Origin of the sequence: Burkholderia sp. BCC1644, from assembly GCF_902833225.1 — a bacterium.
Classification (GTDB): Bacteria; Pseudomonadota; Gammaproteobacteria; order Burkholderiales; family Burkholderiaceae; genus Burkholderia.
In genome coordinates this window covers 349,572-373,364 of the sequence record NZ_CADFEI010000003.1, presented here as the reverse complement: position 1 = coordinate 373,364, position 23,793 = coordinate 349,572, and the positions used below count along the sequence as shown (strand labels likewise).

General features: G+C 68.7%; 20 protein-coding genes. 18 read left to right on the top strand and 2 right to left on the bottom strand.

Going from position 1 to position 23,793, the window contains the following annotated elements:
- Nucleotides 1–194 precede the first annotated feature (194 nt).
- The 10 genes from HWX87_RS08145 (at nt 195) to HWX87_RS08100 (ending at nt 11,745) form a co-directional block, all read left to right on the top strand.
- Nucleotides 195–1,160, top strand: coding sequence for an SDR family oxidoreductase (locus HWX87_RS08145; protein WP_176046648.1), 966 nt, complete (start codon nt 195–197; stop codon nt 1,158–1,160).
- A 158-nt stretch (nt 1,161–1,318) separates the two neighbouring features.
- Nucleotides 1,319–2,704 (top strand): DUF389 domain-containing protein, encoded by a 1,386-nt coding sequence (locus HWX87_RS08140; RefSeq protein WP_176046647.1) that lies wholly within the window; start codon nt 1,319–1,321, stop codon nt 2,702–2,704.
- A gap of 117 nt (nt 2,705–2,821) precedes the next feature.
- Nucleotides 2,822–3,739 (top strand): LysR substrate-binding domain-containing protein, encoded by a 918-nt coding sequence (locus HWX87_RS08135; RefSeq protein ID WP_176046646.1) that lies wholly within the window; start codon nt 2,822–2,824, stop codon nt 3,737–3,739.
- A gap of 185 nt (nt 3,740–3,924) precedes the next feature.
- Nucleotides 3,925–5,253: an MFS transporter gene (locus HWX87_RS08130; protein ID WP_176046645.1), complete on the top strand. Its 1,329-nt coding sequence runs from the start codon at nt 3,925–3,927 to the stop codon at nt 5,251–5,253.
- 81 nt (nt 5,254–5,334) lie between these two features.
- Nucleotides 5,335–6,318 (top strand): succinylglutamate desuccinylase/aspartoacylase family protein, encoded by a 984-nt coding sequence (locus HWX87_RS08125; RefSeq protein WP_176046644.1) that lies wholly within the window; start codon nt 5,335–5,337, stop codon nt 6,316–6,318.
- A gap of 442 nt (nt 6,319–6,760) precedes the next feature.
- Nucleotides 6,761–7,342: an Osa protein gene (locus HWX87_RS08120; RefSeq protein WP_176046643.1), complete on the top strand. Its 582-nt coding sequence runs from the start codon at nt 6,761–6,763 to the stop codon at nt 7,340–7,342.
- A gap of 280 nt (nt 7,343–7,622) precedes the next feature.
- A complete protein-coding gene (locus tag HWX87_RS08115) occupies nt 7,623–8,972 on the top strand; it encodes a reverse transcriptase family protein (protein WP_244137633.1) in 1,350 nt (449 codons plus the stop codon).
- A 325-nt stretch (nt 8,973–9,297) separates the two neighbouring features.
- Entirely contained in the window at nt 9,298–9,627 is a 330-nt protein-coding gene (locus HWX87_RS08110; protein ID WP_176046642.1) for an H-NS histone family protein, read from the top strand.
- Between the two features lie 268 nt (nt 9,628–9,895).
- Nucleotides 9,896–11,143, top strand: coding sequence for an MFS transporter (locus tag HWX87_RS08105; protein WP_176046641.1), 1,248 nt, complete (start codon nt 9,896–9,898; stop codon nt 11,141–11,143).
- 44 nt (nt 11,144–11,187) lie between these two features.
- On the top strand, nt 11,188–11,745 hold the full coding sequence (locus HWX87_RS08100) for a DNA-binding protein (RefSeq protein ID WP_244137632.1): 558 nt from the start codon (nt 11,188–11,190) through the stop codon (nt 11,743–11,745).
- Nucleotide 11,746: 1 nt separating this feature from the next.
- On the opposite strand, the gene HWX87_RS08095 is transcribed toward HWX87_RS08100, so the two are convergent.
- Together HWX87_RS08095 and HWX87_RS08090 are read right to left on the bottom strand one after the other, a co-directional pair.
- Nucleotides 11,747–12,679: an NAD(P)-dependent oxidoreductase gene (locus tag HWX87_RS08095; protein ID WP_176046639.1), complete on the bottom strand. Its 933-nt coding sequence runs from the start codon at nt 12,677–12,679 to the stop codon at nt 11,747–11,749.
- 169 nt (nt 12,680–12,848) lie between these two features.
- On the bottom strand, nt 12,849–14,102 hold the full coding sequence (locus HWX87_RS08090) for a LysR family transcriptional regulator (protein ID WP_176046638.1): 1,254 nt from the start codon (nt 14,100–14,102) through the stop codon (nt 12,849–12,851).
- A 456-nt stretch (nt 14,103–14,558) separates the two neighbouring features.
- On the opposite strand from HWX87_RS08090, the gene HWX87_RS08085 reads away from it, so the two are divergent.
- The 8 genes from HWX87_RS08085 (at nt 14,559) to HWX87_RS08050 (ending at nt 23,786) form a co-directional block, all read left to right on the top strand.
- On the top strand, nt 14,559–15,113 hold the full coding sequence (locus tag HWX87_RS08085) for a hypothetical protein (protein ID WP_176046637.1): 555 nt from the start codon (nt 14,559–14,561) through the stop codon (nt 15,111–15,113).
- A gap of 79 nt (nt 15,114–15,192) precedes the next feature.
- The gene (locus HWX87_RS08080; protein WP_176046636.1) at nt 15,193–16,497 is read left to right on the top strand and encodes a gallate dioxygenase; all 1,305 of its coding nucleotides are present in this window, start codon (nt 15,193–15,195) and stop codon (nt 16,495–16,497) included.
- Between the two features lie 120 nt (nt 16,498–16,617).
- A complete protein-coding gene (locus tag HWX87_RS08075) occupies nt 16,618–17,967 on the top strand; it encodes an aromatic acid/H+ symport family MFS transporter (protein ID WP_176046787.1) in 1,350 nt (449 codons plus the stop codon).
- Nucleotides 17,968–18,034: 67 nt separating this feature from the next.
- Nucleotides 18,035–19,060 carry an amidohydrolase family protein gene (locus HWX87_RS08070; RefSeq protein WP_176046635.1) on the top strand — a complete coding sequence of 342 codons (1,026 nt, stop codon included), beginning with the start codon at nt 18,035–18,037 and terminating at the stop codon, nt 19,058–19,060.
- A gap of 2 nt (nt 19,061–19,062) precedes the next feature.
- Nucleotides 19,063–19,746, top strand: a complete 684-nt coding sequence (locus tag HWX87_RS08065; protein ID WP_176046634.1) for a 4-carboxy-4-hydroxy-2-oxoadipate aldolase/oxaloacetate decarboxylase — start codon at nt 19,063–19,065, stop codon at nt 19,744–19,746.
- 14 nt (nt 19,747–19,760) lie between these two features.
- Nucleotides 19,761–20,468, top strand: coding sequence for a substrate-binding domain-containing protein (locus HWX87_RS08060; RefSeq protein ID WP_176046633.1), 708 nt, complete (start codon nt 19,761–19,763; stop codon nt 20,466–20,468).
- Between the two features lie 224 nt (nt 20,469–20,692).
- Complete coding sequence (locus HWX87_RS08055; protein ID WP_176046632.1) at nt 20,693–22,504, top strand: tannase/feruloyl esterase family alpha/beta hydrolase; 1,812 nt, start codon at nt 20,693–20,695, stop codon at nt 22,502–22,504.
- A gap of 64 nt (nt 22,505–22,568) precedes the next feature.
- Complete coding sequence (locus HWX87_RS08050) at nt 22,569–23,786, top strand: porin (protein WP_176046631.1); 1,218 nt, start codon at nt 22,569–22,571, stop codon at nt 23,784–23,786.
- Nucleotides 23,787–23,793 lie beyond the last annotated feature (7 nt).

Below are 23,793 nucleotides of genomic sequence, written 5' to 3'. Positions count from 1 at the left end.
TGACGCGTGGCATGCGGATTCGACTGAAGCGGCGAGCATGACGCGCGTCGGCCGCAACGCTTCGTGTCTGTCGCGCAGATGTGTGCGCTGCCAAACTCGGCTATCCTCGGCACGTTCATCGTTCGAACGTCGAGCCGGACCTTCGAACGTGGATCGCGACCTCGCGCTGCCCCACGACACCCGAATCGCCGCTCATGCCAAGCCCAACTCCGTCGACCGAACTTCCCACCATCCTCCTCATCGGCGCTTCCGGCCTCCTTGGCCGCGCGGTTGCCGCATCGCTGGCCAGCGAGTCGTCGCTGACGCTGCTTGCAACGATCCGGAACCCGCAAAGCGCAGGCGCGAAACTTCTGGCATTGCCACCGGAAAACATCGCAGAGCTCGACGTCCTCGATCAACCGGCCCTCGAACAGCTCTTCGAAACCCGCCAACCGGCCGCCGTCATCCTCTGCGCCGCCGAACGCCGCCCGGACGTCTGCGAACGTGACCCGGCCGCTGCTCGCGCGATCAACGTCGACGCACCGGCCCGCGTCGGCGCGCTGGCCGCCCGATACGGCGCATGGACGCTCGGCATCTCGACCGACTACGTCTTCGACGGCAAGGCCGCCCCGTACACGGAAGACGCCGCGCCGAACCCGCTGAACATCTACGGCCGCACCAAGCTGGAAGGCGAGGCGGCACTCCTCGCGGCATCGTCGCTCTCCTGCGTGCTGCGCTTGCCGTTGCTCTTCGGTCCGATCGCCGACTGGAGCGAATCGGCGGTCACGAGCCTCGTCCCGGCGACCGTGGCATCCGCCCGTCCGGGTGCGCAAGCGGTCGGCATGGACGCGTGGGCGATCCGCTACCCGACCTACACGCCGGACGTCGCGAAGGTCATCCGCGACCTGACGCTGCGCCATCTCGCGGGCGAATCCGTCACGGGCATCCGTCACTGGTCGGGCGAGGAGCCGATGACGAAGCACGACATCGCGCAGCGCATCGCTGCCGCGTTCGGCGTCGACGCATCGCTCACGCCGATCGACCAGCCGGCCGACGCGACGCCGCGCCCGTACGATTGCCATCTCGACGCGTCGCGCCTGCGCGCGCTCGGCATCGACCATGCGACGCCGTTCGACGCGGCGTTGCGCACGGTCCTGCACGGCGCGCCACCGCTTCCGTAACGCCGCCACGACGCCGAACGGGCCGCCCCGAAGAATTGTGCGAACGCGGCCCCTATGCGATGCTTTCTCCGCGGTGCGCGGGGCATCGGCCATGCGCACCGCGCGACGCATGGCCGCCGCAATCCCGTCGCCCCCGGCACCCGAACCCGACAACAACCATGACGACCTCAGCTTCCCGCCCGCTGACCCGCCTGCGTGCCACGTTTCGCCAGTACTTCAGCCTGCGCGAAGGCCAGGCCGACCGCGAAACGATCGACCAGGACATCCGCAGCGGCGTCGGGCTGCGTGGCACGAACCTGTGGATCCTGATCTCCGCGATCTTCGTCGCGTCGATCGGCCTCGACGTGAACTCCACCGCGGTCATCATCGGCGCGATGCTGATTTCCCCGCTGATGGGGCCGATCATGGGGCTCGGCTACGGGATCGGCATCTACGATTTCGCGCTGATCCGCCGGTCGCTGAAGACGTTGGCGATCGCGACGCTGATCAGCCTCGCGACGTCGGCGCTGTATTTCTCGCTGAGCCCGCTGACGGGCGAACACTCCGAACTGCTCGCGCGCACGTCGCCGAGCATCTGGGACGTGCTGATCGCGCTGTTCGGCGGCCTCGTCGGGATGATCGGCGCGACCCGCAGCGAAAAGACCAACGTGATCCCCGGCGTCGCGATCGCGACCGCGCTGATGCCGCCGCTGTGCACGGCCGGTTACGGCCTCGCGCACGGCAGCCTCGCGTATTTCGCCGGCGCGTTCTACCTGTTCTCGATCAACTCGGTATTCATCGCGTTCGCGACGCTGGTGGTGACGTGGGTGATCCGCGCGAAGCCGGTCGCGCCGGTCGACGAAACGCTGCAGCGCCGCGTGCGGCGCGTCGTGCTCGCGGCGGTCGTGCTGACGGCCGTGCCGAGCGTGATCCTCGCGTACCGGCTCGTCACGCAGGAAGTGTTCAACGCGCGCGCCGAGCAGTTCATCAAGGCCGAGCTGTCGCTGCCGCTGTCGGTGGTCGCGAGCAAGCGCGTCGATCCGCGCGGCCGCGTGATCGAGGCGACGCTGGTCGGCCAGCGGGTCGACCAGGCGAAACTCGACCGGCTTGCGGACAAGCTGCCGGCCTACGGCCTGCAGAACAGCCGGCTTGTCGTGCAGCAGGCGGGCGACGAACGGATCGACACGGGCTCGCTCGCGTCGTCGCTGAAGGCGAGCATCGCGCAGGACCTGATCGCCGCGAACGACGCGACGCGCACTCAAATGGACGCGAAAGACCGGACGATCGCGCGCCTGCAGCACGAAATCGATGGCCGTGCGGCGCAGCAGGCCGAACTGTCGCGCGTCGCGCGCGAGCTGCGCACGCAGTATCCGCAGATCCGCGAGATCCTGTACGGCGCGACCGACGGATGGGACGCCGGCGCGAGCACGCCGGACGCGGAACCGTTCGTGACCTTCGTCGTGTCGACCGCGAAGCCGCTGGCGCGCGCGGATCGCCAGCGAATCGAACGCTGGTTGAGCGTGCGGCTCGATTCGCCGCGCGTGCGCGTCGTGACGACGGGGTGATGTCGACCCCATGCACATGACTTGTCGCCGTCGATCGAACCGGGAACGCCGGCCGGAGCGTCGCGCTCGCGCGGCGCTGCCCGGCATCCCGTCGCATACCTGCCCCGGAGCCACGCCATGCAACTGAAATGGCTCGAAGACTTCGTCGAACTGGCCCGCACGCGCAGCTTCACGCGCGCAGCGGAAAACCGCTTCGTCACGCATCCGGCGTTCGGCCGCCGCATCCGTTCGCTCGAGGAATGGGTCGGCACGCGGCTGATCGCGCGCACGAAGCCGCTCGAGCTGACGGCGGCCGGCACCGTCTTCCTCGATGCGGCATCGAATGCGCTCGACATCCTGCACGGCGCACGCACGCAACTGCAGGAAGCGTCGCCGGTGCTGGAGAACAACCTGCGGATCGCGACCGGCCGCACGTTGTCGGCCACCTTCTTCCCCGACTGGTACGACGAGACGGTTGCGCGCGCGGGCTTTTTCACGGCGACCGTCTCGACCGGCAGCGCGGAGGAAGCGATCCTGCAGCTCACGGCCGGCGAAGCCGACATGCTGATCGTCTATTCGAGCCCGCACACGCGGTTGCTGATCGATCGCGACCGCTTCGACTGGCTGTCCGTCGCGCGCGAGGTGCTGGTGCCCGTCAGCGCACTCGATGCGCGCGGCAGCGCGCGCTACCGGCTGCCGGCCGGGCAGGCGCCGGTGCCGTGGCTCGCGTTCGCGCGCACGCTGACGCTGCGCGCGGTGCTCGCGCGGCATCTCGCCGAAATGCCGAACCGCCCGACACTGCGGCCCGTGTACCAGGCCGACTCGTACGAAGCGATCCTCGCAATGGCGCGGCGCGGGCTCGGCCTCGCATGGCTGCCGCAACGGCTCGTCGCGGACGACGTCCGGCGCGGCGAGCTCGCGATCGTCGGCGGCGCCGACTGGCAGATCGGCTTCGACATCGCGCTGTACCGCCGCCGGAACGAACCGCACCCGGTGCTCGACGCGATCTGGCGCACCGCACCGTCACGCGACGACGACGGCGCCCCGGCCGCCTGAGCCGGCCGCCCGAACCGGGCGGCGCACGCGGTGCGCCGATCAGCACGCTTGCGTGCCGAAACGGCACGAACGCGCGCACCGCGTTGCCTACACTCCGCGCTTGACTGGCCCGAACGGCCGCCGGCAATCGCCGCGCGCCGTCTTTCAAAATCCTGACGGCCAGCATTTACCGGAGGAGCACAGGGATGACCCGCAACACGCACGCCGCGACGCCGGCCCCGCACAACCCGTGGCGCGAGATCTGCGCCGCGAGCATCGGCAACGCGCTGGAGTTCTACGATCTGCTGATTTACGGTTACTTCGCGATCGTCATCGGCCAGCTGTTTTTCCCGACCCACGACGCGGCGACTTCGCTGCTGCTGTCGGTCGGCACGTTCGGCATTTCGTTCATCACGCGTCCGCTCGGCTCGATCGTGCTCGGCAGCTATGCGGACCGCGCGGGCCGCAAGGCATCGCTCACGGTGTCGATCGGGCTGATGATGGTCGGCACCGCGATGATCGCGTTCGCACCGACGTATGCGCAGATCGGCATCGCCTCGCCGCTCGTGATCATCGTCGCGCGGATGCTGCAGGGCTTTTCGACCGGCGGCGAATTCGGCGCGGCGACCGCGTTCATGGTCGAGCAGGCCGACGCGAAGCGGCGCGGCTTCTTCGCGAGCTGGCAGATGTCGACGCAGGGGCTCGCGACCGTGCTCGCGGCCGGCGTGTCCGCGCTGCTGAGCCTGCTGCTGACGGCCGATCAGCTGCATGCGTGGGGCTGGCGCGTCGCGTTTTCGGTCGGGCTGCTGATCGGCCCGGTCGGCCTGTACATCCGCCGCAACATCGACGAACCGGTCGATTTCCGCCGGCTCGGCGAGCAAGGTCGCGCGAAGTCGCCGCTGCGCGACGTGTTCGTCCGCGATCGCGCGAACATGCTGCTCGGCGCGGGCGTCGTCGCGACGGCCACGGCCTTCAATTACGTGCACAAGCTGTACATGCCGACGTATGCGGTCAAGCAGCTGCATATCCCGGCCACGTCGTCGTATCTCGGCGCGGTCGTCACGGGCGCGATGCTGATGGTCGCGGCGCCGGTCGTCGGGCACCTGTCGGATCGCTTCGGCCGCATCCGCGTGATGCTGGTCGCGCTGATCCTGGTCGGCGTCACGACGTGGCCGCTGTTCGTCGCGCTGAACCGCTATCCGACCGTCGAAACGCTGCTCGCGGTGCAGGCGCTCGTCGGGCTGCTGATCGCGGTGAGCCTCGCACCGTTGCCGGCGCTGCTCGCCGACATCTTCCCGACCAGCACGCGCGGCACGGGCCTCGCGCTGTCGTACAACTTCTCGGTGACGCTGTTCGGCGGCTTCGCGCCGCTGATCGTCACCTGGCTGATCGATGCGACGCACAACAAGCTGGCGCCGAGCTTCTACGTGATGGCGACGGCCGTGCTCGGCATCACGTCGGTGATCTCGCTCGGCCGCCGGATGCGCGGTGCAGCGGCCGGTTCCGCACCGTCGACGCGCGCGACCGAGGCGTGACCGACCCGACACGAACCCGATTCGGGCGCGGCCGGCATGTGCCGGCCGTGCCTTTCCCGAACCCTGACGAATCCTTTCGACATGACTACGCTTGAAGCCATCCGCGCCGCGTTGCCGGCCTATCCGATCGAAGTGGCGTTCCCCGACATCTCGCGCTGGCGTGCGGGCAACGCGGGCATCGATTACCTGCATACGTTCGACAGCGGCAAGCCCGGCAAGCACGTGATGATCCTCGCGCTCACGCACGGCAACGAAGTCAGCGGCGCGATCGCGGTGGATGCGCTGCTGGCCGCCGGCCTGCGGCCGGTCGCGGGCCGGCTGTCGCTCGGTTTCGGCAACGTCGGCGCGTACGAGCATTTCAGCGCGGAGAATGCCGACGCGACGCGCTATCTCGATGAGGACATGAACCGCGTGTGGACGCCGGCCGCGCTCGACGGCACGCGTGACAGCCGCGAGCTGGCCCGCGCGCGCGCGATGCGGCCGCTGCTCGATACGGTCGACCTGTTGCTCGACATTCATTCGATGCACGAAGCATCGGCGCCGCTGATGATGACGGGTCCGCTCGACAAGGCGATCGCGCTGGCAGCGGCGATCGGCACGCCCGAGCACGTGATCGTCGATCGCGGCCATGCGAACGGCACGCGGCTGCGCGACTACGGCGGCTTCGGCGATCCGGCGAGCGCGAAGAATGCGCTGCTGATCGAGACGGGCCAGCACTTCGCCGCGAGCGCGCGCGACGTCGCGCTCGACAGCGCCGCGCGTTTCCTGCTGCATGCAGGCGTCGTCGCACGCGACGACGTCGCGGCGTTCCTCACGCAAGCCGCGCCGGTGCGGCAGAAGTTCATCGAGATCACGGAGCCGGTCGTCGCGCGCTCGATGGATTTCCGGTTCTCGCAGCCGTTCACGGGGCTCGAGGTGATCGAGAAAGCCGGTACCGAGATCGCGCGCGACGGCGATGACGTGATCGTCACGCCGTACGACAACTGCGTGATCGTGCAGCCGTCGATGCGCCATCTCGGCGTGAACGTCACGATGATGCGGCTGGGGCGTTTGCTCGACCGCTGATCCCGCCGGCCCCCTGCGGTCGGATTCATGCCCGGCGCAGCCGCCGGGCAACGGACGCCGCCGCATGCGAGCAGCTGCTTCTGGAAGTCTGGAAGAGCGGCACCCGTCGGGCCGATGCCTGATGGTCGGGGCGGGCTGATCGTAGCGGCCGCAGCGCGGGGCGCGTTCCACGATCCGCGGGGTTTTGATGCGCTGCGGCGGACAGTGCCCACGACGCTGAAAAGCCCGGGTCGAAGCGGGTTTCCGTTTGACACGGCGCGTGATCCGCGCCCACCGGGGCGGGCGGCATGCCCTGTCGTCCCGTCATCGAAAGGCGATACACTGCGCGGGTTCCCGATCCGGTCGGGAGCGTCGGGGGAGCCGGGCGAACCGGCGGCGACGGCGCGGATCGCGTCACGCACCCCGACTCATTCGAACAAATCGAGAGAGAAAGAGAGGGCCCATGCTGACACGTCTTCGTAACGGACTCGACCGCGCACGCGACCTGCGCGAGTCCGGACCCGCTTCAACCCTCTCGCTCCGGCCGACGGCATGCGAACTGGTCGACCTGAGCGCGAAGCGCGCGATCTGGCGCGTGCCCGTACCCGGCCAGGTCGACTGCTATCTGGCGGCCGAGCCGGGCGGGGTGGAGCGTTTCGTCGTCCATCTCGACGCCGAGGCGTTCTATCGCCGCTGGCTCGAAACGAGCCCGGCGTTCCCGAAACAGGATTCGCAGGACTGCGTACCGCGCCGGGCCATGCCGCTCGACAGCAAGTTCGCGATCGCCGCCAGCGCGTTCAGGGGCGGCCGCGACGCGCCGGTGGCGCTGCCGCCGGTCGGCTACTGGCCGGCGGGAAGCGGGTACGAAGTCGCGATGAGCGACGGCATGACGCGGACTTTCTGGCTGCTCGCCAATCGCGTGCGGTCGTTTCCGGTCAGCGTGGCCGACGCGACCTGGGCGACGATGCTGAGCGGCATGGCCGGCATCGGCGTGGCGCCGATCGCGTACAGCGCGCTGTTCGCCCGGGGCGTGCAAGCGCGTTAAGGGGATGCCGGGCACGGGCCGGCGATACGCGCGGCCCGCCGCGCATCGAATGCCGTCCCGCCCGATTTGACACCTGGCGTGCGCGCCGATTACAGTCGCGACGCGGGCCGGTGGGTCAAGCACACGCCCGGAACAGGCAGCCGATGTTCCAGGACCACGGGGCTACCCCGTGGATCAGATCGACACACCGATGCGTCGCAAGGGGACCGGTTGCGCGTTGCGTAACGTATCCCCTCGCAGCACCAGCCACGTTGACTCATCGTCCCGCCCATTCCTGGCCATGCACGCATCCCTGCGCGATACCACCCGCACGATTGCCGAGGCGATGCTCGCCGGCCCGCCCGAGCGAGGCGGCGTCATCGCGCGGATGGCGGCCGTGCTCGGCGACGCGCCGGCATGGGCGCATGAAGTCGCGGATGCATCGCTCGCGCGCTTCGGCGCGCACTGGGCCGGCGCCGACATCGATGTGCTTGCGGACGTCGTGGCCGAGGCGCCCGGATTCGTGCGCGCGTGGTACGGCGAACCTCGGCCGGTCGTGATTCGCGTGGTGCGGCGGCCGCCGGTCCAGCGGCCGTTGCCTGCGCCGCTCGCCGGTTGCGACGTGCCGCAATGGGCGACACCCGGCGATCTCGCCGGCTGGCTCGGCGTGAGCGCGCCGGAACTCGACTGGCTGTCCGATCACTGGCGCGTCGACGCGCGCAGCAGCGCGACACCGCTGCATCACTACACGTACGTCGCGGTCGACAAGCGCAGCGGCGGAACCCGGCTGGTCGAGATCCCGAAGGGAAAGCTGCGCGAAGCGCAGCGCCGCATCCTGCACGGGCTGCTCGACCGCATTGCGCCGCACGGTGCCGTACACGGTTTTCGCAAGGGGCACGGGATCGTGTCGTTCGCGGCGCCGCATGCCGATCGCGACGTCGTCGTGCGCTTCGACCTGGCGGATTTCTTCGTGTCGGTGCGCGCCTCGCGCGTCCATGCGCTGTTCGTGACGCTCGGGTATCCGGTCGAAGTCGCCCGCACGCTCACCGGGTTGTGCACGAACCGCGTACCGTCGGCGCGGCTGCTCGCGCGGGACCTGCGCGACCGGTTCGACTGGATCGGCCGCCAGCGCTATCGCGAACGGCATCTGCCGCAGGGCGCGCCGACGTCGCCGGCGCTCGCGAACCTGTGCGCGTTCCGGTTCGACATGCGGCTCGCCGCGCTCGCGCGTTCGCTCGATGCGACCTACACGCGCTATGCGGACGATCTCGCGTTCTCGGGCGGCGGCGCGCTGGCGCGCAACGTCGAGCGCCTGCAAATCAGGGTTGCCGCGATCGCGCTCGAGGAGGGCTTCGCGCTGCACCTGCGCAAGACGCGCGTGATGCGGCGCGGGTCGCGGCAGCAACTGGCCGGCGTGGTCGTCAACCGTCACCCGAACCTGGCGCGCGATGAGTTCGATCTCCTGAAGGCCACCCTGACCAACTGCATCCGGCGCGGTCCGGCTTCGCAGAATCGACGCGCGCATCCGGATTTCCGCGCGCATCTCGCCGGACGCGTCGCCCATGCCGCCGCGCTGAACGCGGCGCGCGGCGCGAAGCTGCGCGCGCTGTTCGACCGGATCGCATGGGATACCGGCGACGCAGGCCGGTAAGCCGCCCGCTCCGCATCGATTCCGTCGCACGACTTCTGCAACACGATGTCGCGCACTGCTATCATTCGCGCCATGCCGCGCCCGTGCCAGGGGCGGCGCCTGACTTGCCGCAGCCGTTCGCCATGCCTGTTCGTGCGCGACGTGCCGAGCGTCGCCGGCCCGGTCCTGCGTGTCGATGACGCACGACGTCGTTTAGTGCGCATCGCGCAAATCATGCCGGCTCGGGCAAACGATTCACATATTTGACAGCACCGATCGACGGAACTTCGTGGTAGGTTCGCGCATCGGAGTTTTTTGCAAAAACATGCCCAAAGAGGATGAATACATGACTCAGGCCCTACAGGAACTCGAAGCACAACTTCGGGACCTGAACATCAAGCTGTCGGATGCGAAGCAGAAGGAGAAGCAGGCCGCGCTCGCGGCATTCAAGGAACAGGTCGAGCTTTTGGGCATTTCGCAGCAGGAAGTGCTGAGCGCGCTCGGCTACATCGTCCAGCGAAAACGCAAGGCGCCCGCCAAGTACTACGATCCGACGACCGGCCGTTCGTGGTCGGGTCGCGGCCCTCGGCCGAAATGGCTCGAAGGCAAGGATCTCGATTCGCTCGCCGTCGACCGCGAGGCCAAGGCCTGGTGGCCCGGCGACGATCAGGGCTGAAGCAGGCCGCGCCGCAGGGCCACAGGGCGCCGTCCGGTTCGCGCCGGCGGGCCCGCCGGTAACACTCCGTCCGTCCGCAGTCTTTCATCCGGTGTCCGGCATGGCCGCGACATCGCCGGCTTCGCCGCCGACACCGGATCGACGTTTTCCCCGTTCATTGCCCGCCATGTCGCGCTTGCCGTTCCGGCAGCGGCGCCGATGCGCGCCCGCGTCCGTCGTTGGCGGGCACAGGCCTTAAAATGTCGCCGGACATTCGTGGCAGGACACCATGGCAGCAAACATGAAATCTTCGACGCTCGGCGGCCCGTCGGCCCCGCGCGTGGAGCAGGTCGGGTCGTATGCGTGGAAAGCGCTGGCCGGGTCGGCGATCGGCTATGCGATGGACGGCTTCGACCTGCTGATCCTCGGCTTCATGCTGCCGGCGATCACGGCGGCGCTGCATTTGACACCCGGGCAGGGCGGCGCGCTCGTCACGTGGACGCTGATCGGCGCCGTCGCGGGCGGCATCGTGTTCGGCGCGCTGAGCGACCGCTACGGGCGCGTGCGCGTGCTGACCTGGACGATCCTGCTGTTCGCGATCTTCACCGGCCTGTGCGCGTTCGCGCGCGGCTTCTGGGATCTGCTGGCCTACCGCACCATCGCAGGCATCGGGCTGGGCGGCGAGTTCGGGATCGGCATGGCGCTCGCGGCGGAAGCGTGGCCGGCGAGCAAGCGCGCCCGCGTGTCGTGCTACGTCGCGCTCGGCTGGCAGGCCGGCGTGCTGCTGGCCGCGCTGCTGACGCCGCTCTTGCTGCTCCACATCGGCTGGCGCGGCATGTTCCTGGTCGGCGTGCTGCCCGCGCTGCTCGCCTGGGCGATGCGCAACAAGCTGCACGAGCCGGAGGCGTTCGTGCAGCGCGCGACGCAGCCGAAATCCAATGCGTTCCGCATGCTCGTCGCCGACGGCCGCACCGCGCGCACGAGCCTCGGCATCGTGATCCTCTGTTCGGTCCAGAACTTCGGCTACTACGGGATCATGATCTGGCTGCCGACCTTCCTGTCGAAGCAGATGGGCTTTTCGCTGACGAAGTCGGGGCTGTGGACGGCGGCGACCGTCGTCGGGATGATGATCGGCGTGTGGGTGTTCGGGCAACTGGCCGACCGCATCGGGCGCAAGCCGACGTTCCTGCTGTACCAGGTCGGTTCGGTCGTCACGGTCATCGCGTATGCGCGGCTGACGGACCCTACTGCGATGCTGTGGGCCGGTGCGCTGATGGGCATGTTCGTCAACGGGATGGTCGGCGGCTACGGGACGCTGATGTCGGAAGGCTATCCGACGGCCGCGCGCGCCACCGCGCAGAACGTGCTGTGGAATATCGGTCGCGCGGTCGGCGGCTTCGGCCCGGTCGCGGTCGGCGCGCTGGCTGCGCACTACTCGTTCCAGACGGCCATCGCGCTGCTCGCGGGCCTCTACGTGCTCGACATGATCGCGACGCTGTTCCTGATCCCCGAGCTGAAGGGCGTCGAACTCGAATGAGCGTGGTGCCCGCGCGCACCGCAACGATTTCACCGGAAACCACGATGCAACAGAAGAACAGGACGATCGGCGTGATGGGCTCGGGCAAGGAGCCGTGGCTCGCGTTTTCGGACCCGCTCGGCGCATGGCTCGCCCAGGCCGGCTTCAACCTGCTGACGGGCGGCGGGCAGGGCGTGATGCTGGCCGTCGCGCGCGCGTTCGCCGGCGTGCCGGGGCGGGCCGGCCGATCGATCGGCATCCTGCCGACGCAGGCCGATCCGGTCGCGGGCTTCGTGCCGCTCGACGGCTATCCGCATCCGTTCGTCGACATCCCGATCCTCACGCCGCTGCCGCGCCGCGAACCGGATGCCGATCCGCGGACGATCAACCGCAACCACGTGAACGTGCTGAGCAGCGACCTGATCGTCGCGTTGCCGGGCGGGCACGGCACGGCCCAGGAAATCGCGCTGGCGCAACGCTGGCGCAAGCCGCTCGTCTGCTTCGGGCCGGACGGCGCGTTTCAGGCGCTGGCGGCGGATGCCGTGTGCACGTCGTCGCTCGACGACGTGATCCGGTTCGTGGAGACGGCGTTCGCGGGGGAGCACGCGCAGGCGCCGAGATAACTCACGCGACCGGCTTCGACGGCATCGTGATGTTCTCCAGCGGTTGCCGGCCGTCCAGCATGTCGAGCACCTGCGCCCAGTCGAACGGCAGCAGTGCTTGATAGTCGAGCCCGCGCGCGGCCATCGTGTCGACGAAGCGGTCCTGCACGCGTGCGCATGCTTCGCTCATGTCCGGTGCGATGTCGCCTTCGCGCAGCGTGTCGGCGACTTCGCGCATTTCCGCCGCGCGTCGGCGGCCGTGCTCGGCGACGCGACCGATCAGGTAGCCGGGCAGGTCGGGCGACGTCGCGAACCGGTCGAACGTCTGCCGCAACGATGCGAGCACGAGCGCATCGGCCCCGTACGCGCGTGCGGCGGCCAGGCATTCGACGGTCAGCGCCTCGATGCCCTTGATCATCACGCTGCGGCACATCTTGGCCGCCGACGCGACGCCGACCCGGGCCGCCACGGCCCGTGCGTTGAAGCCGAGCGCCGTCAGTTCGTGCGCGACCGCTTCGGCCTGCGGGCCACCGAGCAGCATCGGCACGGCGAGCCCTTCCGGCGGCACGGGCGCCATCACGGCCGCTTCGACATAGCGGCCGCCGGCGGCTTCGATCCGTTGCTGGCCCTGTTGCTTCATCGCGGGCGATACCGAATTGATGTCGACGAAGGTCTGGCCCGGCCTGATACATGCCGCGACCGCTTCGACGACTTCGGCGTCGGACGATGCCGTGACGGCGGAGACGATCCACCGCGCATCGCGGATCGCGTCGGCGACGGTCGGCGCGGCCGCTACGTTCAGGCGCGCGGCCTTGTCGCGCATCGCACGCGCGGTGCGTGCATCGTCGAGCTGCCGGTCGTACATCGTTACGCGTACGCGGCGCGCGGCCAGCGCACCGCCGAGCAGGCCGCCGGCCTCGCCGAAGCCGATGAAGGCGATCGTCGCTTCGTGCATGCTTTGACTCCCTGGGCGTACGAGTGGGGCGTGCGCGGGACGACGGTATCGCCGTCGCTTATGAGCGCAGGTCGACGCGGCGCCGTGTGGCTCTGCCTGTCTTGGATATTGTGCGGGGGTGTGTACCGCGTGGGCAATGCGAACCGGGCGCGATCGCCATGCATTTTCCTTATCGCGCGACGGTGGCGTGCGGCGAGCGCGCGACTTCGGTCGCCACGATGCGGAGCGCGTCGATCAGCGCGCGCGCCGCCGGCGACGGCGGGCTGCCGGTGCGCGTCATCAGGCCGATGTCGCGGGTCGTCTCGCGCATCGGCGGGACGTCGAGAACGGCCAGCAACCCCGATTCGCACTCGTAATGCAGTTGCTGCGCGGACAGCACCGCGAGCATGTCGGTGTGGAGCAGCAGGCCGCGGATCACGGCGAGGTCGGCCGATTCGACCGTCGGCATCGGCGGCTTGAGCTTCATGCGGCGGAACAGCGTGTCGAACAGGCCGCGCGCGGGCGCATGGCTGCGCGGCAGGATCCATTGCGCGCCGGCGAGGCTCCTGATGCCGAGGTTGCGTACGCCGGCGAGCGGGTGATCGCGCCGCGCGAGCACGACGAGGTTCTCCGACATCAGGCGCTCGTTTTCGAGGTCGCTCGTCGGGTCGCCGGCGCGCAGCGCGCCGAGGATGAAGTCGATGTCGCCCGCGCGCACGCCGGCGACGAGCGCTTCGTACGCGCTTTCGTCGGTGATCACGCGCACCTTGGGGAAGCGCGTGACGACGCGGGCGACGGCCTCGGGCAGCATCAGCGTGCGGCCGAGCGGCAGCGCGCCGACGGTCACGACGCCCTGGATGCTGCCGTGCAGCGCGGCGACGTCGTCGGCGACATGTCGCAATTCGTTCAGCGCACGCCGCACGTGCAGCAGGAACGTCTCGCCGTCGTTCGTCAGCAGCAGGCCGCGCGGATGGCGATGGAACAGCGCGAACCCGGCGCCGCTCTCGAGAATCCGGATCGCGCTGCTGACGGCCGGCTGCGTGACGCCGAGCGTGCGGGCCGCGCTCGGCATGTGGCGGTGCCGTGCGAGCGTCGAGAGCAGCTGCAGCCGCCGCGTGTTGAGCAGGTACGCGGGCAGCCCGCCGTCGGCCGATGCGCGCCGGCGCGACTGGCGCAGCGCGCACCAGTTCGCCAGCTCGCCGAGTTCGGCGAACACGCGCTCGCCGCGCTTCAGTACCGCGCGCCCGACCGGCGTCGCGAGCATGCCGGACGGCTTCCGTTCGAACAGCGGCTCGCCGAGCGCCGTTTCGATTTCCTGCACGGCACGCGTGACGGCGGACTGCGCGCGAAACAGCGTTGCGGCCGCGCGGCTCACGCTGCCGGCTTCGGCGACGCGCTGCACCGCATACAGGCAGGCGAGGTTCGGGAGATCGGTGTGGTCCATGGGTCGGTCACGCGCGGACGAGCCGCAGTGGAGGCCGGCCGGCGCGCGGCGCGCCGGGGCGGCAGGTGTCGACCGACTTTACCGGAACGGTGGCGCGGCAGCTTGCGTCGTGCTTATCGACCTATCTGTTTTGTTTATCGGGATTGAATCGCCAGGATCGGTGTTCGCACCGACCGAGCGCAACGTGGCCAGCCGTGGACGCCATATCCGGCGGGCTTTTCGGCTATCCGTCAGCGGAATGGTTTCGTTAGAAAATGCATGACGGTCATGCCGATTCGATCGTATGCAAGGGTTTACCCCGACTATTTGCCCCTGCCAGCGAATGCGTAATTTCGACTCCGGCAACCGCATCGATGCAGTTGCCGGCGTGTCGGGCCGCCATCTGATTCATTGTTTGTCCGATCACCCCGGGGGTCCCGCCGTGCGCGACACCCATCTGACGAGCGAGGCAGGGCAATGGGACAGCAGCACACGTTGGGCGCCGGCAAACCGGCGGGCGGCAGGCAGGCCGACGCGGCGCCGGGCCGTGTCGCGTGGGCCGACACGGTGCGGGCAGGCATGCGCGGCGGGTTGACCGGCGCGGTGCTGATCTGGGTCTACGAGGCGCTCGTGTGGGTCGGCGCGCAGCATCTGATGCCGCTTGCCGGCATCCCGCGCAACGCGACGGGGCTCGTGTTCGGCAAGGCCGTGCAGGACGCGCTCGGCATCGGGTCGTACTTCATCGGTACCGCGATTCATTTCGCGTTCGCGCTGTCGTGGGGCATCGTCTTCGCGGCGATCTGGCCGTGGTTCCGCCGGCGCGGCTACGAGGCGACGTTCGTCGCGCTGTTCTTCGCGATCGTCGCGTGGATCGTGATGCACGTGCTGATCGCGATCGCGTCGAGCAATCACCCGAACTATCTGGATCCGAACGTGATCATCGGCGGGTTCATGTCGCATTTCGTCTTTGCGGTTCCGCTCGCGCTGGTCGTCAAGCGCAGCCTCGCGCCGCGGCAATCGGCCCGCGCGTAGGCAGCGGGCAGGGCACGCATTCATTCTGTCGCGGACGGCCGGGCCGGACCGCATTCGAGCATCACGAAGGAGCACTGGCATGGCACGGATTATCGGAGGCATCGCGGCCTCCCACACGCCCACGATCGGGTTCGCGTTCGACAAGAACAAGCGCGACGATCCCGTGTGGGCACCGATCTTCGAGAACTTCGCGCCGCTGGCCGCGTGGCTCGCCGACAAGCGTCCGGACGTGCTGCTGTTCATCTACAACGACCACGTCACGTCGTTCTTCTTCGACCACTACTCGGCATTCGCCCTCGGTGTCGGGCCGCAGTGGCATCCGGCCGACGAAGGCGGCGGCGCGCGCGACCTGCCGCCGATCGCAGGCCATCCGGCGTTCGCCGCGCATGTCGGCCAGTCGCTGATGGCCGACGAGTTCGACATGTCGTTCTTCCAGAACAAGCCGCTCGACCATGGCTGCTTCTCGCCGCTGTCGGTGCTGTGCCCGCACCGGCCCGACTGGCCGGTCCGGCTCGTGCCGCTGCAGATGGGCGTGCTGCAACTGCCGGTGCCGTCCGCGCGGCGCTTCTACCGGCTCGGGCAGGCGCTGCGGCGCGCGATCGAAAGCTACCCGGAGGATCTGCGCGTCGCGATTGTCGCGACCGGCGGTCTGTCGCACCAGGTGCATGGCGAGCGCTCGGGTTTCAACCACCCCGAATGGGACGAACGCTTTCTCGACCTGCTCGAACGCGATCCCGAACGCCTGGCCGGCATGCCGCTCGCCGAATACGCGACGCTCGGCGGCTACGAAGGCGCCGAGGTCGTGATGTGGCTCACGATGCGCGGCGCGTTGCCAGCCGGCGTCGTGTGCCGTCATCGCAGCTACTACCTGCCGTCGATGACGGGGATCGCGACGGCCGTCTACGAGCCGGCCGATACCGACATCGACGCGGCGGCGGCCGAACGGCACCGCCAGCGGATCGCGGCCGAGCTGGCCGGCGTCGAGCAGTTGCCGGGCACCTACCCGTTCACGATCGCGAAGGCCGTCGACGCGTATCGGATCAACGACTATCTGCACCGGATGATCGAGCCCGCGCATCGCGCGCAGTTCATCGGCGATCCCGAAGCGAGCTTCGACGCGGCCGGCCTCAGCGCGCAGGAGCGCGACTTGATCCGCCGGCGCGACTGGCTGGGGCTGCTGCGCTACGGCGTGATCTTCTTCCTGCTGGAAAAGCTCGGTGCGGTGACGGGCGTATCGAACCTGCACATCTACGCCGCGATGCGAGGCGAATCGCTGGAAGATTTCCAGCGCACGCGAAATGCGCCGGGCGCGCTGTACTCCGTCGCGGGCAAGAGTGCGGCGCCGCTCGGCTGGGATGGCGCGGAGAAGCCGGAAAACACGTGACGGACGACGAAGGTGCGCGTGACGTCGCGCGCCTTCATGTCCGCCGATCCGGGCGGATTACCAATCCATATAAATAGGATGACGAATCAAGATGAATGATCGTCGCCAAGGAGACAGATGATGGGAAGCGGAAAGACAGTCGACATCAAGTCGTTCATCGACGACCGGCCGGTGACGCGCTACCAGTGGCTGCTGGTCGTGCTGTGCTGCCTCGTCGTGATCGCCGACGGGATGGACGTCGCGATCATGGGGTTCGTCGCGCCGTCGATCATCCACGACTGGGCGATCTCGCGTCCCGAGTTCGGCCTCGTGATGAGCGCCGCGCCGATCGGGCTCGTGATCGGCGCGCTGGTGGCCGGCCCGAGCGCGGACCGGTTCGGGCGCAAGCGCGTGCTGATCGCGTCGGTGTTCCTGTTCGGCGTGTTCACGATCGTGACCGCACACGCGCGCTCGCCGTTCGAGATGGCGGTGCTGCGGCTGCTGACGGGCATCGGCCTCGGCGCGGCGATGCCGAACACGACGACGCTGCTGTCGGAGTACGCACCGAAGCGGATGCGCGCGCGGATGATCACCGTGATGTTCACGGGCTTCAACCTCGGCTCGGCGCTGATCGGCTTCGTCGCCGGCTGGCTGATTCCGCTGCACGGCTGGCGCACGGTGCTGCTGTTCGGCGGCACGCTGCCGCTGCTGCTGATTCCGCTGCAGCTGTGGCTGCTGCCCGAATCGGCCCGGTTGCTGGCCGTCCGCGGGGCGCCGTCGCAGCGGATCGCCGCCTTGCTGAACCGCGTGTGCGGCGGGCAGTTCAGCGGCAACGAGACGTTCGTGTCGAACGAGCCGCCGCTGCCGACGCGCAAGCCGATCGGCGTGCTGTTCTCGCAAGGCTACGGGTTCGTCACCGTGTCGCTGTGGATCACGTATTTCATGGGGCTGCTCGTGATCTACCTGTTGACGGGCTGGCTGCCGACGCTGATCAAGGACGCGGGCCTGTCGGTCAGCACGGCCGCGAACGTGACCGCGATGTTCCAGATCGGCGGCACGATCGGCGCGATCGGGGTCGGCTGGCTGATGGACAAGGTGCGGCCGGCACCGGTGATCGGCGCCGCGTACCTGGGCGGCGGGCTGTGCGTGGCCGTGCTCGCCTGGGCCGGCGCGCTGTCGTCGTCGCTCGCGCTGCTGGTGTTCGCGGCCGGGTTCTGCATGAGCGGCGCGCAGACGGGCCTGAACGCGTATGCGCCGGGACGCTATCCGACCGTCGCGCGGGCGACCGGCGTGAGCTGGATGCTCGGGATGGGGCGCTTCGGCAGCATTTTCGGCTCGGCGATCGGCGGTGCGCTGCTCGGGCTCGGCTGGAAGTTCGACGCGATTCTGTCGATGCTCGCGGTGCCGGCCACGCTGGCCGCGATCGCGATCATGACGTCGCGGCGCGCACCCGCGCCCGAACCGCAGGAACTGGAAAACCCGGCGCACTGACCGGGCCGCGCCGAACCGGCGCGGAGCTCGGCACGCGCCGGACACGTCATCACACGCAGGAGCATGCATGATCATCGATATTCACGGCCACTACACCACCGCGCCGAAGGCGCTGGAAGCGTGGCGCAATCGCCAGGTCGCGGCGATCAACAGCCCGTCGGAGCGGCCGAAAGTCTCCGAGCTGCACATCGGCGACGACGAGCTGCGCGAATCGATCGAGCTGAACCAGCTCCGGCTGATGCGCGAGCGCGGCCTCGACCTGACGATCTTCAGCCCGCGCGCGAGCTTCATGGCGCATCACATCGGCGATTTCGCGGTATCGAGCACGTGGGCGGCCGTCTGCAACGAGCTGTGCCATCGCGTGCACCGGCTGTTTCCCGACTGCTTCGTGCCGGCGGCGATGCTGCCGCAGAGCCCGGGCGTCGACGTCGCGACCTGCATCCCGGAGCTCGTGCGGTGTGTCGAGGAATACGGCAACGTCGCGCTGAACCTGAACCCCGATCCGTCCGGCGGCCACTGGACGAGCCCGCCGCTGTCGGACCGCTACTGGTACCCGGTCTACGAGAAGATGGTCGAGTACGACCTTCCCGCGATGATCCACGTGAGCACGAGCTGCAACGCGTGCTTCCACACGACGGGCGCCCACTACCTGAACGCCGATACGACGGCGTTCATGCAGTGCCTGACCTCCGACCTGTTCCGCGATTTCCCGACACTGCGCTTCGTGATTCCGCATGGCGGCGGCGCGGTGCCGTATCACTGGGGACGTTTTCGCGGGCTCGCGCAGGAGCTGAAAAAGCCGCTGCTGAAGGACCATCTGCTGAACAACGTCTTCTTCGATACCTGCGTGTATCACCAGCCCGGCATCGACCTGCTGACCGGCGTGATTCCGGTCGACAACATCCTGTTCGCGAGCGAGATGATCGGCGCGGTGCGCGGGATCGATCCGGAGACCGGCCACTATTACGACGACACGAAGCGCTATATCGAAGCGTCCGCGCTCGACGCGAGCGCGCGGCACAAGATCTATGAAGGCAATGCGCGGCGCGTGTATCCGCGCCTGGATGCGCAACTGAAAGCGAAGGGGCTTTGACCATGAATGAACTTGGCGTGGTGTACCGCACGATCCGCCGCGCGGATCCGGACGTTGCGGCGCGGCTCGGCGCACTCGGCTCGGCGACCGTTCACGAGGCGATGGGCCGCACGGGCCTGATGAAGCCGTACCTGCGGCCGATCTATCCGCGTGCGCTGGCGTCCGGCACGGCCGTCACCGTGCTGCTGCATCCGGGCGACAACTGGATGATGCACGTCGCGGCCGAGCAGATCCGGCCGGGCGACGTGGTCGTCGCGGCGATCACCGCGGATTGCACGGACGGCTATTTCGGCGACCTGCTCGCGACGAGCTTCAAGGCGCGCGGCGCACAGGCGCTGATCATCGATGCAGGCGTGCGCGACGTCGCGGTGCTCGACGCGATGCAGTTCCCGGTCTGGAGCAAGGCGATTTCCGCGAAAGGCACGATCAAGGCGACGCTCGGCTCGGTGAACGTGCCGGTCGTCTGCGCGGGCGCGCTGGTCCAGCCCGGCGACGTGATCGTCGCGGACGACGACGGCGTGGTCGCGGTGCCGGCCGCGCGCGCGGCCGACGTGCTCGACAAGGCAATCGCACGCGAGAGGAACGAAGCCGCGAAGCGCGCGAAGCTCGCGTCGGGCGTGCTGGGCCTCGACATGTACGACATGCGCGAGCCGCTGCGCCAGGCCGGCCTGCGCTACATCGACTGATGCGGGTGGCGAAGATGGAACAGACCGCATGGGCCGAGGTGGCCGTTTCGGGCATGTCGTCGATGGCCACCCGTGCGGTGCTGGCGCGACTGGCTGCGGCGTACGAGGCAGAAACCGGGTGCCGCGTGACCGTCGCCTCCGTCGGCGGCGTCGACGCGGCCCGGCGCGTGCAGGCCGGCGAGCCGTTCGACTTCGTCGTGCTCGCTGCGGATGCGCTCGCGATGCTCGCGGCCGACGGCCATGTCGATGCGCGCAGCCGTGTGGAAGTCGCACGCTCGCGGATTGCCGTCGCGGTGAAGGCGGGCGCGGCGCGCCCGGCGATCGGCACCGACGCGCAGGTGCGCGACGCGATCCTGCAGGCCGGCCGGATCGGCTATTCGACGGGACCGAGCGGCACGCACCTGAATCAACTGTTCGCGCACTGGGGCATCGCTACCGCGATTGCGCCGCGTATCGTCCAGGCGCCGCCGGGCGTACCGGTCGGCGCGTTGATCGCTTCCGGCGAGGTCGACCTCGGCTTCCAGCAGTTGAGCGAGCTGCTGCATGTGCAGGGTATCGATGTCGTCGGCGAGCTGCCGGAGGCGGTTCAGGCCGTTACCGTGTTCGCCGCAGCGGTGTGTCGTACGGCGCACGATCGCGCCGCCACCGAGGCGTTTCTCGCGTATCTGGCTTCGCCGCGGGCCGATCGCATCAAGCGTGAATGCGGGATGGAACCGGCGTAGCGCCGGCGGGCAGCATGACCGCCACTCGTACCGGGATCGATAAACGAATCAGATGGGATTCGGCTGTCTTCGCAACGAGTTCAGGACACTAGATTAGTTATGCTGAGTAAAAGGTAGGGGGCGATTCGATCCGTTTCGCCCGATGTATCGCAGGACGCTCGCAATGGTGCCGCACCGCCCGTTCCCGGCGATCGGCACCCCAATCAGAACGACAGGAGACAGACATGCAGATGAACCGCAGGGCAGGGTGGATGTGGCGCGCGTGGCATCGCGCAGCGGGCGTCCGGCGCGATGCGCTGATCCGGATGCTGGCGATCGGCATGGTGTGGTTGTGCGCGGCGATGGCCGGCTGGCCCGGCGCCGCGCGTGCCGCGACTGCGACGGGCGGTCTCGCGAGTCTGCCGGCCGTGATGTCCGTGATGTCGTGCCCGTCCGTCGCGGCGCTCGACCTGAGCGGCGTGACCGACGGCACGGTCACGATCACGTCGGCCGTGCTGCTGCCCGCCGGCACGGTCGTCGGCAACAACACGCTGCCGGCGCCCGTGTGCGACGTGAAAGGCACGATCGGCCCCGGCGCGTCACTGTTCGAACTGCAACTGCCGACGCAGGGCTGGACGCAACGCTATCTGCAGACCGGGTGCGGCGGATTGTGCGGCAACCTGTCCGTCAACGCACCGATGGCGTCGACCTGCGTACCGGTGACCAACGGGACGATCGCGATGGCCGCGACCGACATGGGCCACGAAGGCGGCAACGACGGCGCATGGGCGCTCGACCCGAAGGCGAAACTCGACTTCGCGTATCGCGCCGAGCACGCGACCGCGCAGGTGGCGAAGGCGATCATCGGCAAGTTCTATGCAAGGCCCGCGCGCTACGCCTACTTCGACGGCTGCTCGGACGGCGGTCGTGAAGCGCTGATGGAGGCGCAGCGTTTCCCCGACGATTTCGACGGCATTGCGGCCGGTGCGCCGGCGAACGACCTGATCGTGCAGAACACGTTCCATCACGCATGGCCGGCCGCGGTCAATACGGACCCGAAGACGGGCAACGCGATCCTGCTCGCGGGCAAGCTGCCGATGCTGCATGCGGCGGTGCTGAAGGCGTGCGACGGGCTCGACGGCGTGGTGGACGGCGTGATCGACAACCCGCGCGTATGCCGGTTCGATCCCTCGACGCTGGTGTGCGCGGCCGGACAATCGACCGCGACGTGTCTGACGCCTCAGGAAGCCGACGTCGTGCGCAGGATTCACGACGGCGCGACCGCCGCGAACGGCGTGCGGCTCGAACCGCTCGTGTCGCGCGAATGGGGTTCGGAGCTGAACTGGAGCCTGTTCGTTCCGGCCACCGCGACGGCGCCGAGCGGCACGATCAGCTTCGTGCTGCCGTTCCTGCGCTATCTCGACTACTACAACGCGTCGTATCCGTCCGCAACGATCGGCGACCTGAAGTTCACGCTCGACGCGTTCATGAGGACGGTGCCGGTGTCGAACTACCTGGCCGCGACCGACCCGGACCTCGGCCGCTTCGCGGGCCGTGGCGGCAAGCTGCTGTTGTGGCACGGCCTGGAGGATCAGCATATCTCGCCGCGTTCCAGCATCGCGTACTACGAAGCAATGAAGAAGACCATGGGCGATGCACAGGTCGACCGCTTCGCGCGCTTCTACCTGTTCCCGGGCGTCGCGCACTGCGGCGGCGGGCAAGGGCCGGACGTGTTCGACGTGCTCACGCCGCTGATGGCGTGGACCGAGACGGGTGCGGCGCCGGGCAGGATCGTCGCGTCGATCGTCGACGCGAACGGCAACACGACGCGTACGCGCCCGGTGTTTCCGTACCCGGCCACCGCGCGCTATACGGGCAGTGGCAGTACCGACGATGCCGCGAATTTCGTGGCCGATACGCCGAGGGCCGATCCGTATGTCGACCTGCACTGGGCCGGGGAATGGCTGTATTCGCCGGGCTACGAGGCGCAGTGCCAGGCCAAGGGTTCGCAACTCGTCTGCACGGGCGGCAACGGCTGGCGCGCGTATCGCCCCTGAGCGAGCGGCAGGTCACGATCACGACAATTCACTTACTCAAACAGGCAAGGAAGGAGACAGTTCGATGAAGAAGCAGGCAATGCGGGCGGCACTGGCGTCCGGCGTCGCGATGGCGGTCGTCGCGCCGGCGTTCGCGCAAAGCAGCGTCACGTTGTACGGGATCGTTGACAACGGCATCGGTTACCAGAGCAACGCGACGACGGTCGGGTCGACGAGCGGCGGGAAGTCGGTCGTCAGGATGAACCAGGGCGTGTGGGCCGGCAGCCGTTTCGGGCTGAAGGGCAGCGAGGATCTCGGCGGCGGCACGAAAGCGATCTTCACGCTCGAATCGGGCTTCAATTCGGCCACGGGCGCCGCGCAGTACACCGACGCGATGTTCGGGCGCCAGGCGTGGGTCGGGTTGACGAACGCGACGTACGGCACGCTCACCGCGGGCCGGCAATATGCGTCGTACTACCAGACGATGTCGACGTTCAGCCCGACCACGTGGATTACCGGTTACTACGGCGCACACCCGGGCGACGTCGACGGGCTCGACACGATCTACCGCGCGAACAACACGATCGAGTACACGTCGCCGAAATGGTATGGCGTGACGCTAAGCGGGTCCTACTCGCTCGGCGGCGTGGCCGGCAGCACGAACGCCGGTTCGACGTGGGCGACCGGCATCCAGTATGCGGCCGGCCCGCTCGGCGTCGGTGTCGCGTTCGAGCGCGTGAACAACGCGAACACGGCCGGCGGAACGTGGGGCGCGAATTCGACGACATCGAACGGCGGTGCGCAGATCGGCGTCTCGGCGGTCACGAACGGCTACCAGACCGCGAAGGCGCAGCAACGGTTCGCGGTCGGGCTCGCGTACCGGTTCAGCGATGCGTGGGACGCGACGGCCACGTACACCAACACCGAGTACATCCCCGGTGCGGCGTCGAAGTTCTTCAATACGGCGATCTTCAACACGGCCGGCGCGGTGCTGCACTGGAAGCCGTCGGCGGTCTGGGATTTCGGCGCGGGCTATGCGTACACGCGTGCGACGGAGTCGAACGGTATCACCGACAGCGCGCAGTATCACCAGTTCAACCTGTCGCAGTACTACTCGCTGTCGAAGCGCACGGGGCTGTACCTGCTCGAAGCGTACCAGCATGCGAAGGGCAAGACGCTCGGCACGAGCGGTGCCGGCAGCATCGTCGATGCGACCGCGACGCTGGGCGACGGGTTCAATACGGCGCCGTCGTCGACCGGCAACCAGTTCGCGTTCGGCGCGGGGATCATTCACCGGTTCTGATGCGCGC

What these genes read in the sequence shown, in the direction of transcription:
- HWX87_RS08145 (WP_176046648.1), top strand. Translation starts at nt 195, where the DNA reads ATGCCAAGCCCAACTCCGTCGACCGAACTTCCCACCATCCTCCTCATC.
- HWX87_RS08140 (WP_176046647.1), top strand. Translation starts at nt 1,319, where the DNA reads ATGACGACCTCAGCTTCCCGCCCGCTGACCCGCCTGCGTGCCACGTTT.
- HWX87_RS08135 (WP_176046646.1), top strand. Translation starts at nt 2,822, where the DNA reads ATGCAACTGAAATGGCTCGAAGACTTCGTCGAACTGGCCCGCACGCGC.
- HWX87_RS08130 (WP_176046645.1), top strand. Translation starts at nt 3,925, where the DNA reads ATGACCCGCAACACGCACGCCGCGACGCCGGCCCCGCACAACCCGTGG.
- HWX87_RS08125 (WP_176046644.1), top strand. Translation starts at nt 5,335, where the DNA reads ATGACTACGCTTGAAGCCATCCGCGCCGCGTTGCCGGCCTATCCGATC.
- HWX87_RS08120 (WP_176046643.1), top strand. Translation starts at nt 6,761, where the DNA reads ATGCTGACACGTCTTCGTAACGGACTCGACCGCGCACGCGACCTGCGC.
- HWX87_RS08115 (WP_244137633.1), top strand. Translation starts at nt 7,623, where the DNA reads ATGCACGCATCCCTGCGCGATACCACCCGCACGATTGCCGAGGCGATG.
- HWX87_RS08110 (WP_176046642.1), top strand. Translation starts at nt 9,298, where the DNA reads ATGACTCAGGCCCTACAGGAACTCGAAGCACAACTTCGGGACCTGAAC.
- HWX87_RS08105 (WP_176046641.1), top strand. Translation starts at nt 9,896, where the DNA reads ATGGCAGCAAACATGAAATCTTCGACGCTCGGCGGCCCGTCGGCCCCG.
- HWX87_RS08100 (WP_244137632.1), top strand. Translation starts at nt 11,188, where the DNA reads ATGCAACAGAAGAACAGGACGATCGGCGTGATGGGCTCGGGCAAGGAG.
- HWX87_RS08095 (WP_176046639.1), bottom strand. Translation starts at nt 12,679, where the DNA reads ATGCACGAAGCGACGATCGCCTTCATCGGCTTCGGCGAGGCCGGCGGC.
- HWX87_RS08090 (WP_176046638.1), bottom strand. Translation starts at nt 14,102, where the DNA reads ATGGACCACACCGATCTCCCGAACCTCGCCTGCCTGTATGCGGTGCAG.
- HWX87_RS08085 (WP_176046637.1), top strand. Translation starts at nt 14,559, where the DNA reads ATGGGACAGCAGCACACGTTGGGCGCCGGCAAACCGGCGGGCGGCAGG.
- HWX87_RS08080 (WP_176046636.1), top strand. Translation starts at nt 15,193, where the DNA reads ATGGCACGGATTATCGGAGGCATCGCGGCCTCCCACACGCCCACGATC.
- HWX87_RS08075 (WP_176046787.1), top strand. Translation starts at nt 16,618, where the DNA reads ATGGGAAGCGGAAAGACAGTCGACATCAAGTCGTTCATCGACGACCGG.
- HWX87_RS08070 (WP_176046635.1), top strand. Translation starts at nt 18,035, where the DNA reads ATGATCATCGATATTCACGGCCACTACACCACCGCGCCGAAGGCGCTG.
- HWX87_RS08065 (WP_176046634.1), top strand. Translation starts at nt 19,063, where the DNA reads ATGAATGAACTTGGCGTGGTGTACCGCACGATCCGCCGCGCGGATCCG.
- HWX87_RS08060 (WP_176046633.1), top strand. Translation starts at nt 19,761, where the DNA reads ATGGAACAGACCGCATGGGCCGAGGTGGCCGTTTCGGGCATGTCGTCG.
- HWX87_RS08055 (WP_176046632.1), top strand. Translation starts at nt 20,693, where the DNA reads ATGCAGATGAACCGCAGGGCAGGGTGGATGTGGCGCGCGTGGCATCGC.
- HWX87_RS08050 (WP_176046631.1), top strand. Translation starts at nt 22,569, where the DNA reads ATGAAGAAGCAGGCAATGCGGGCGGCACTGGCGTCCGGCGTCGCGATG.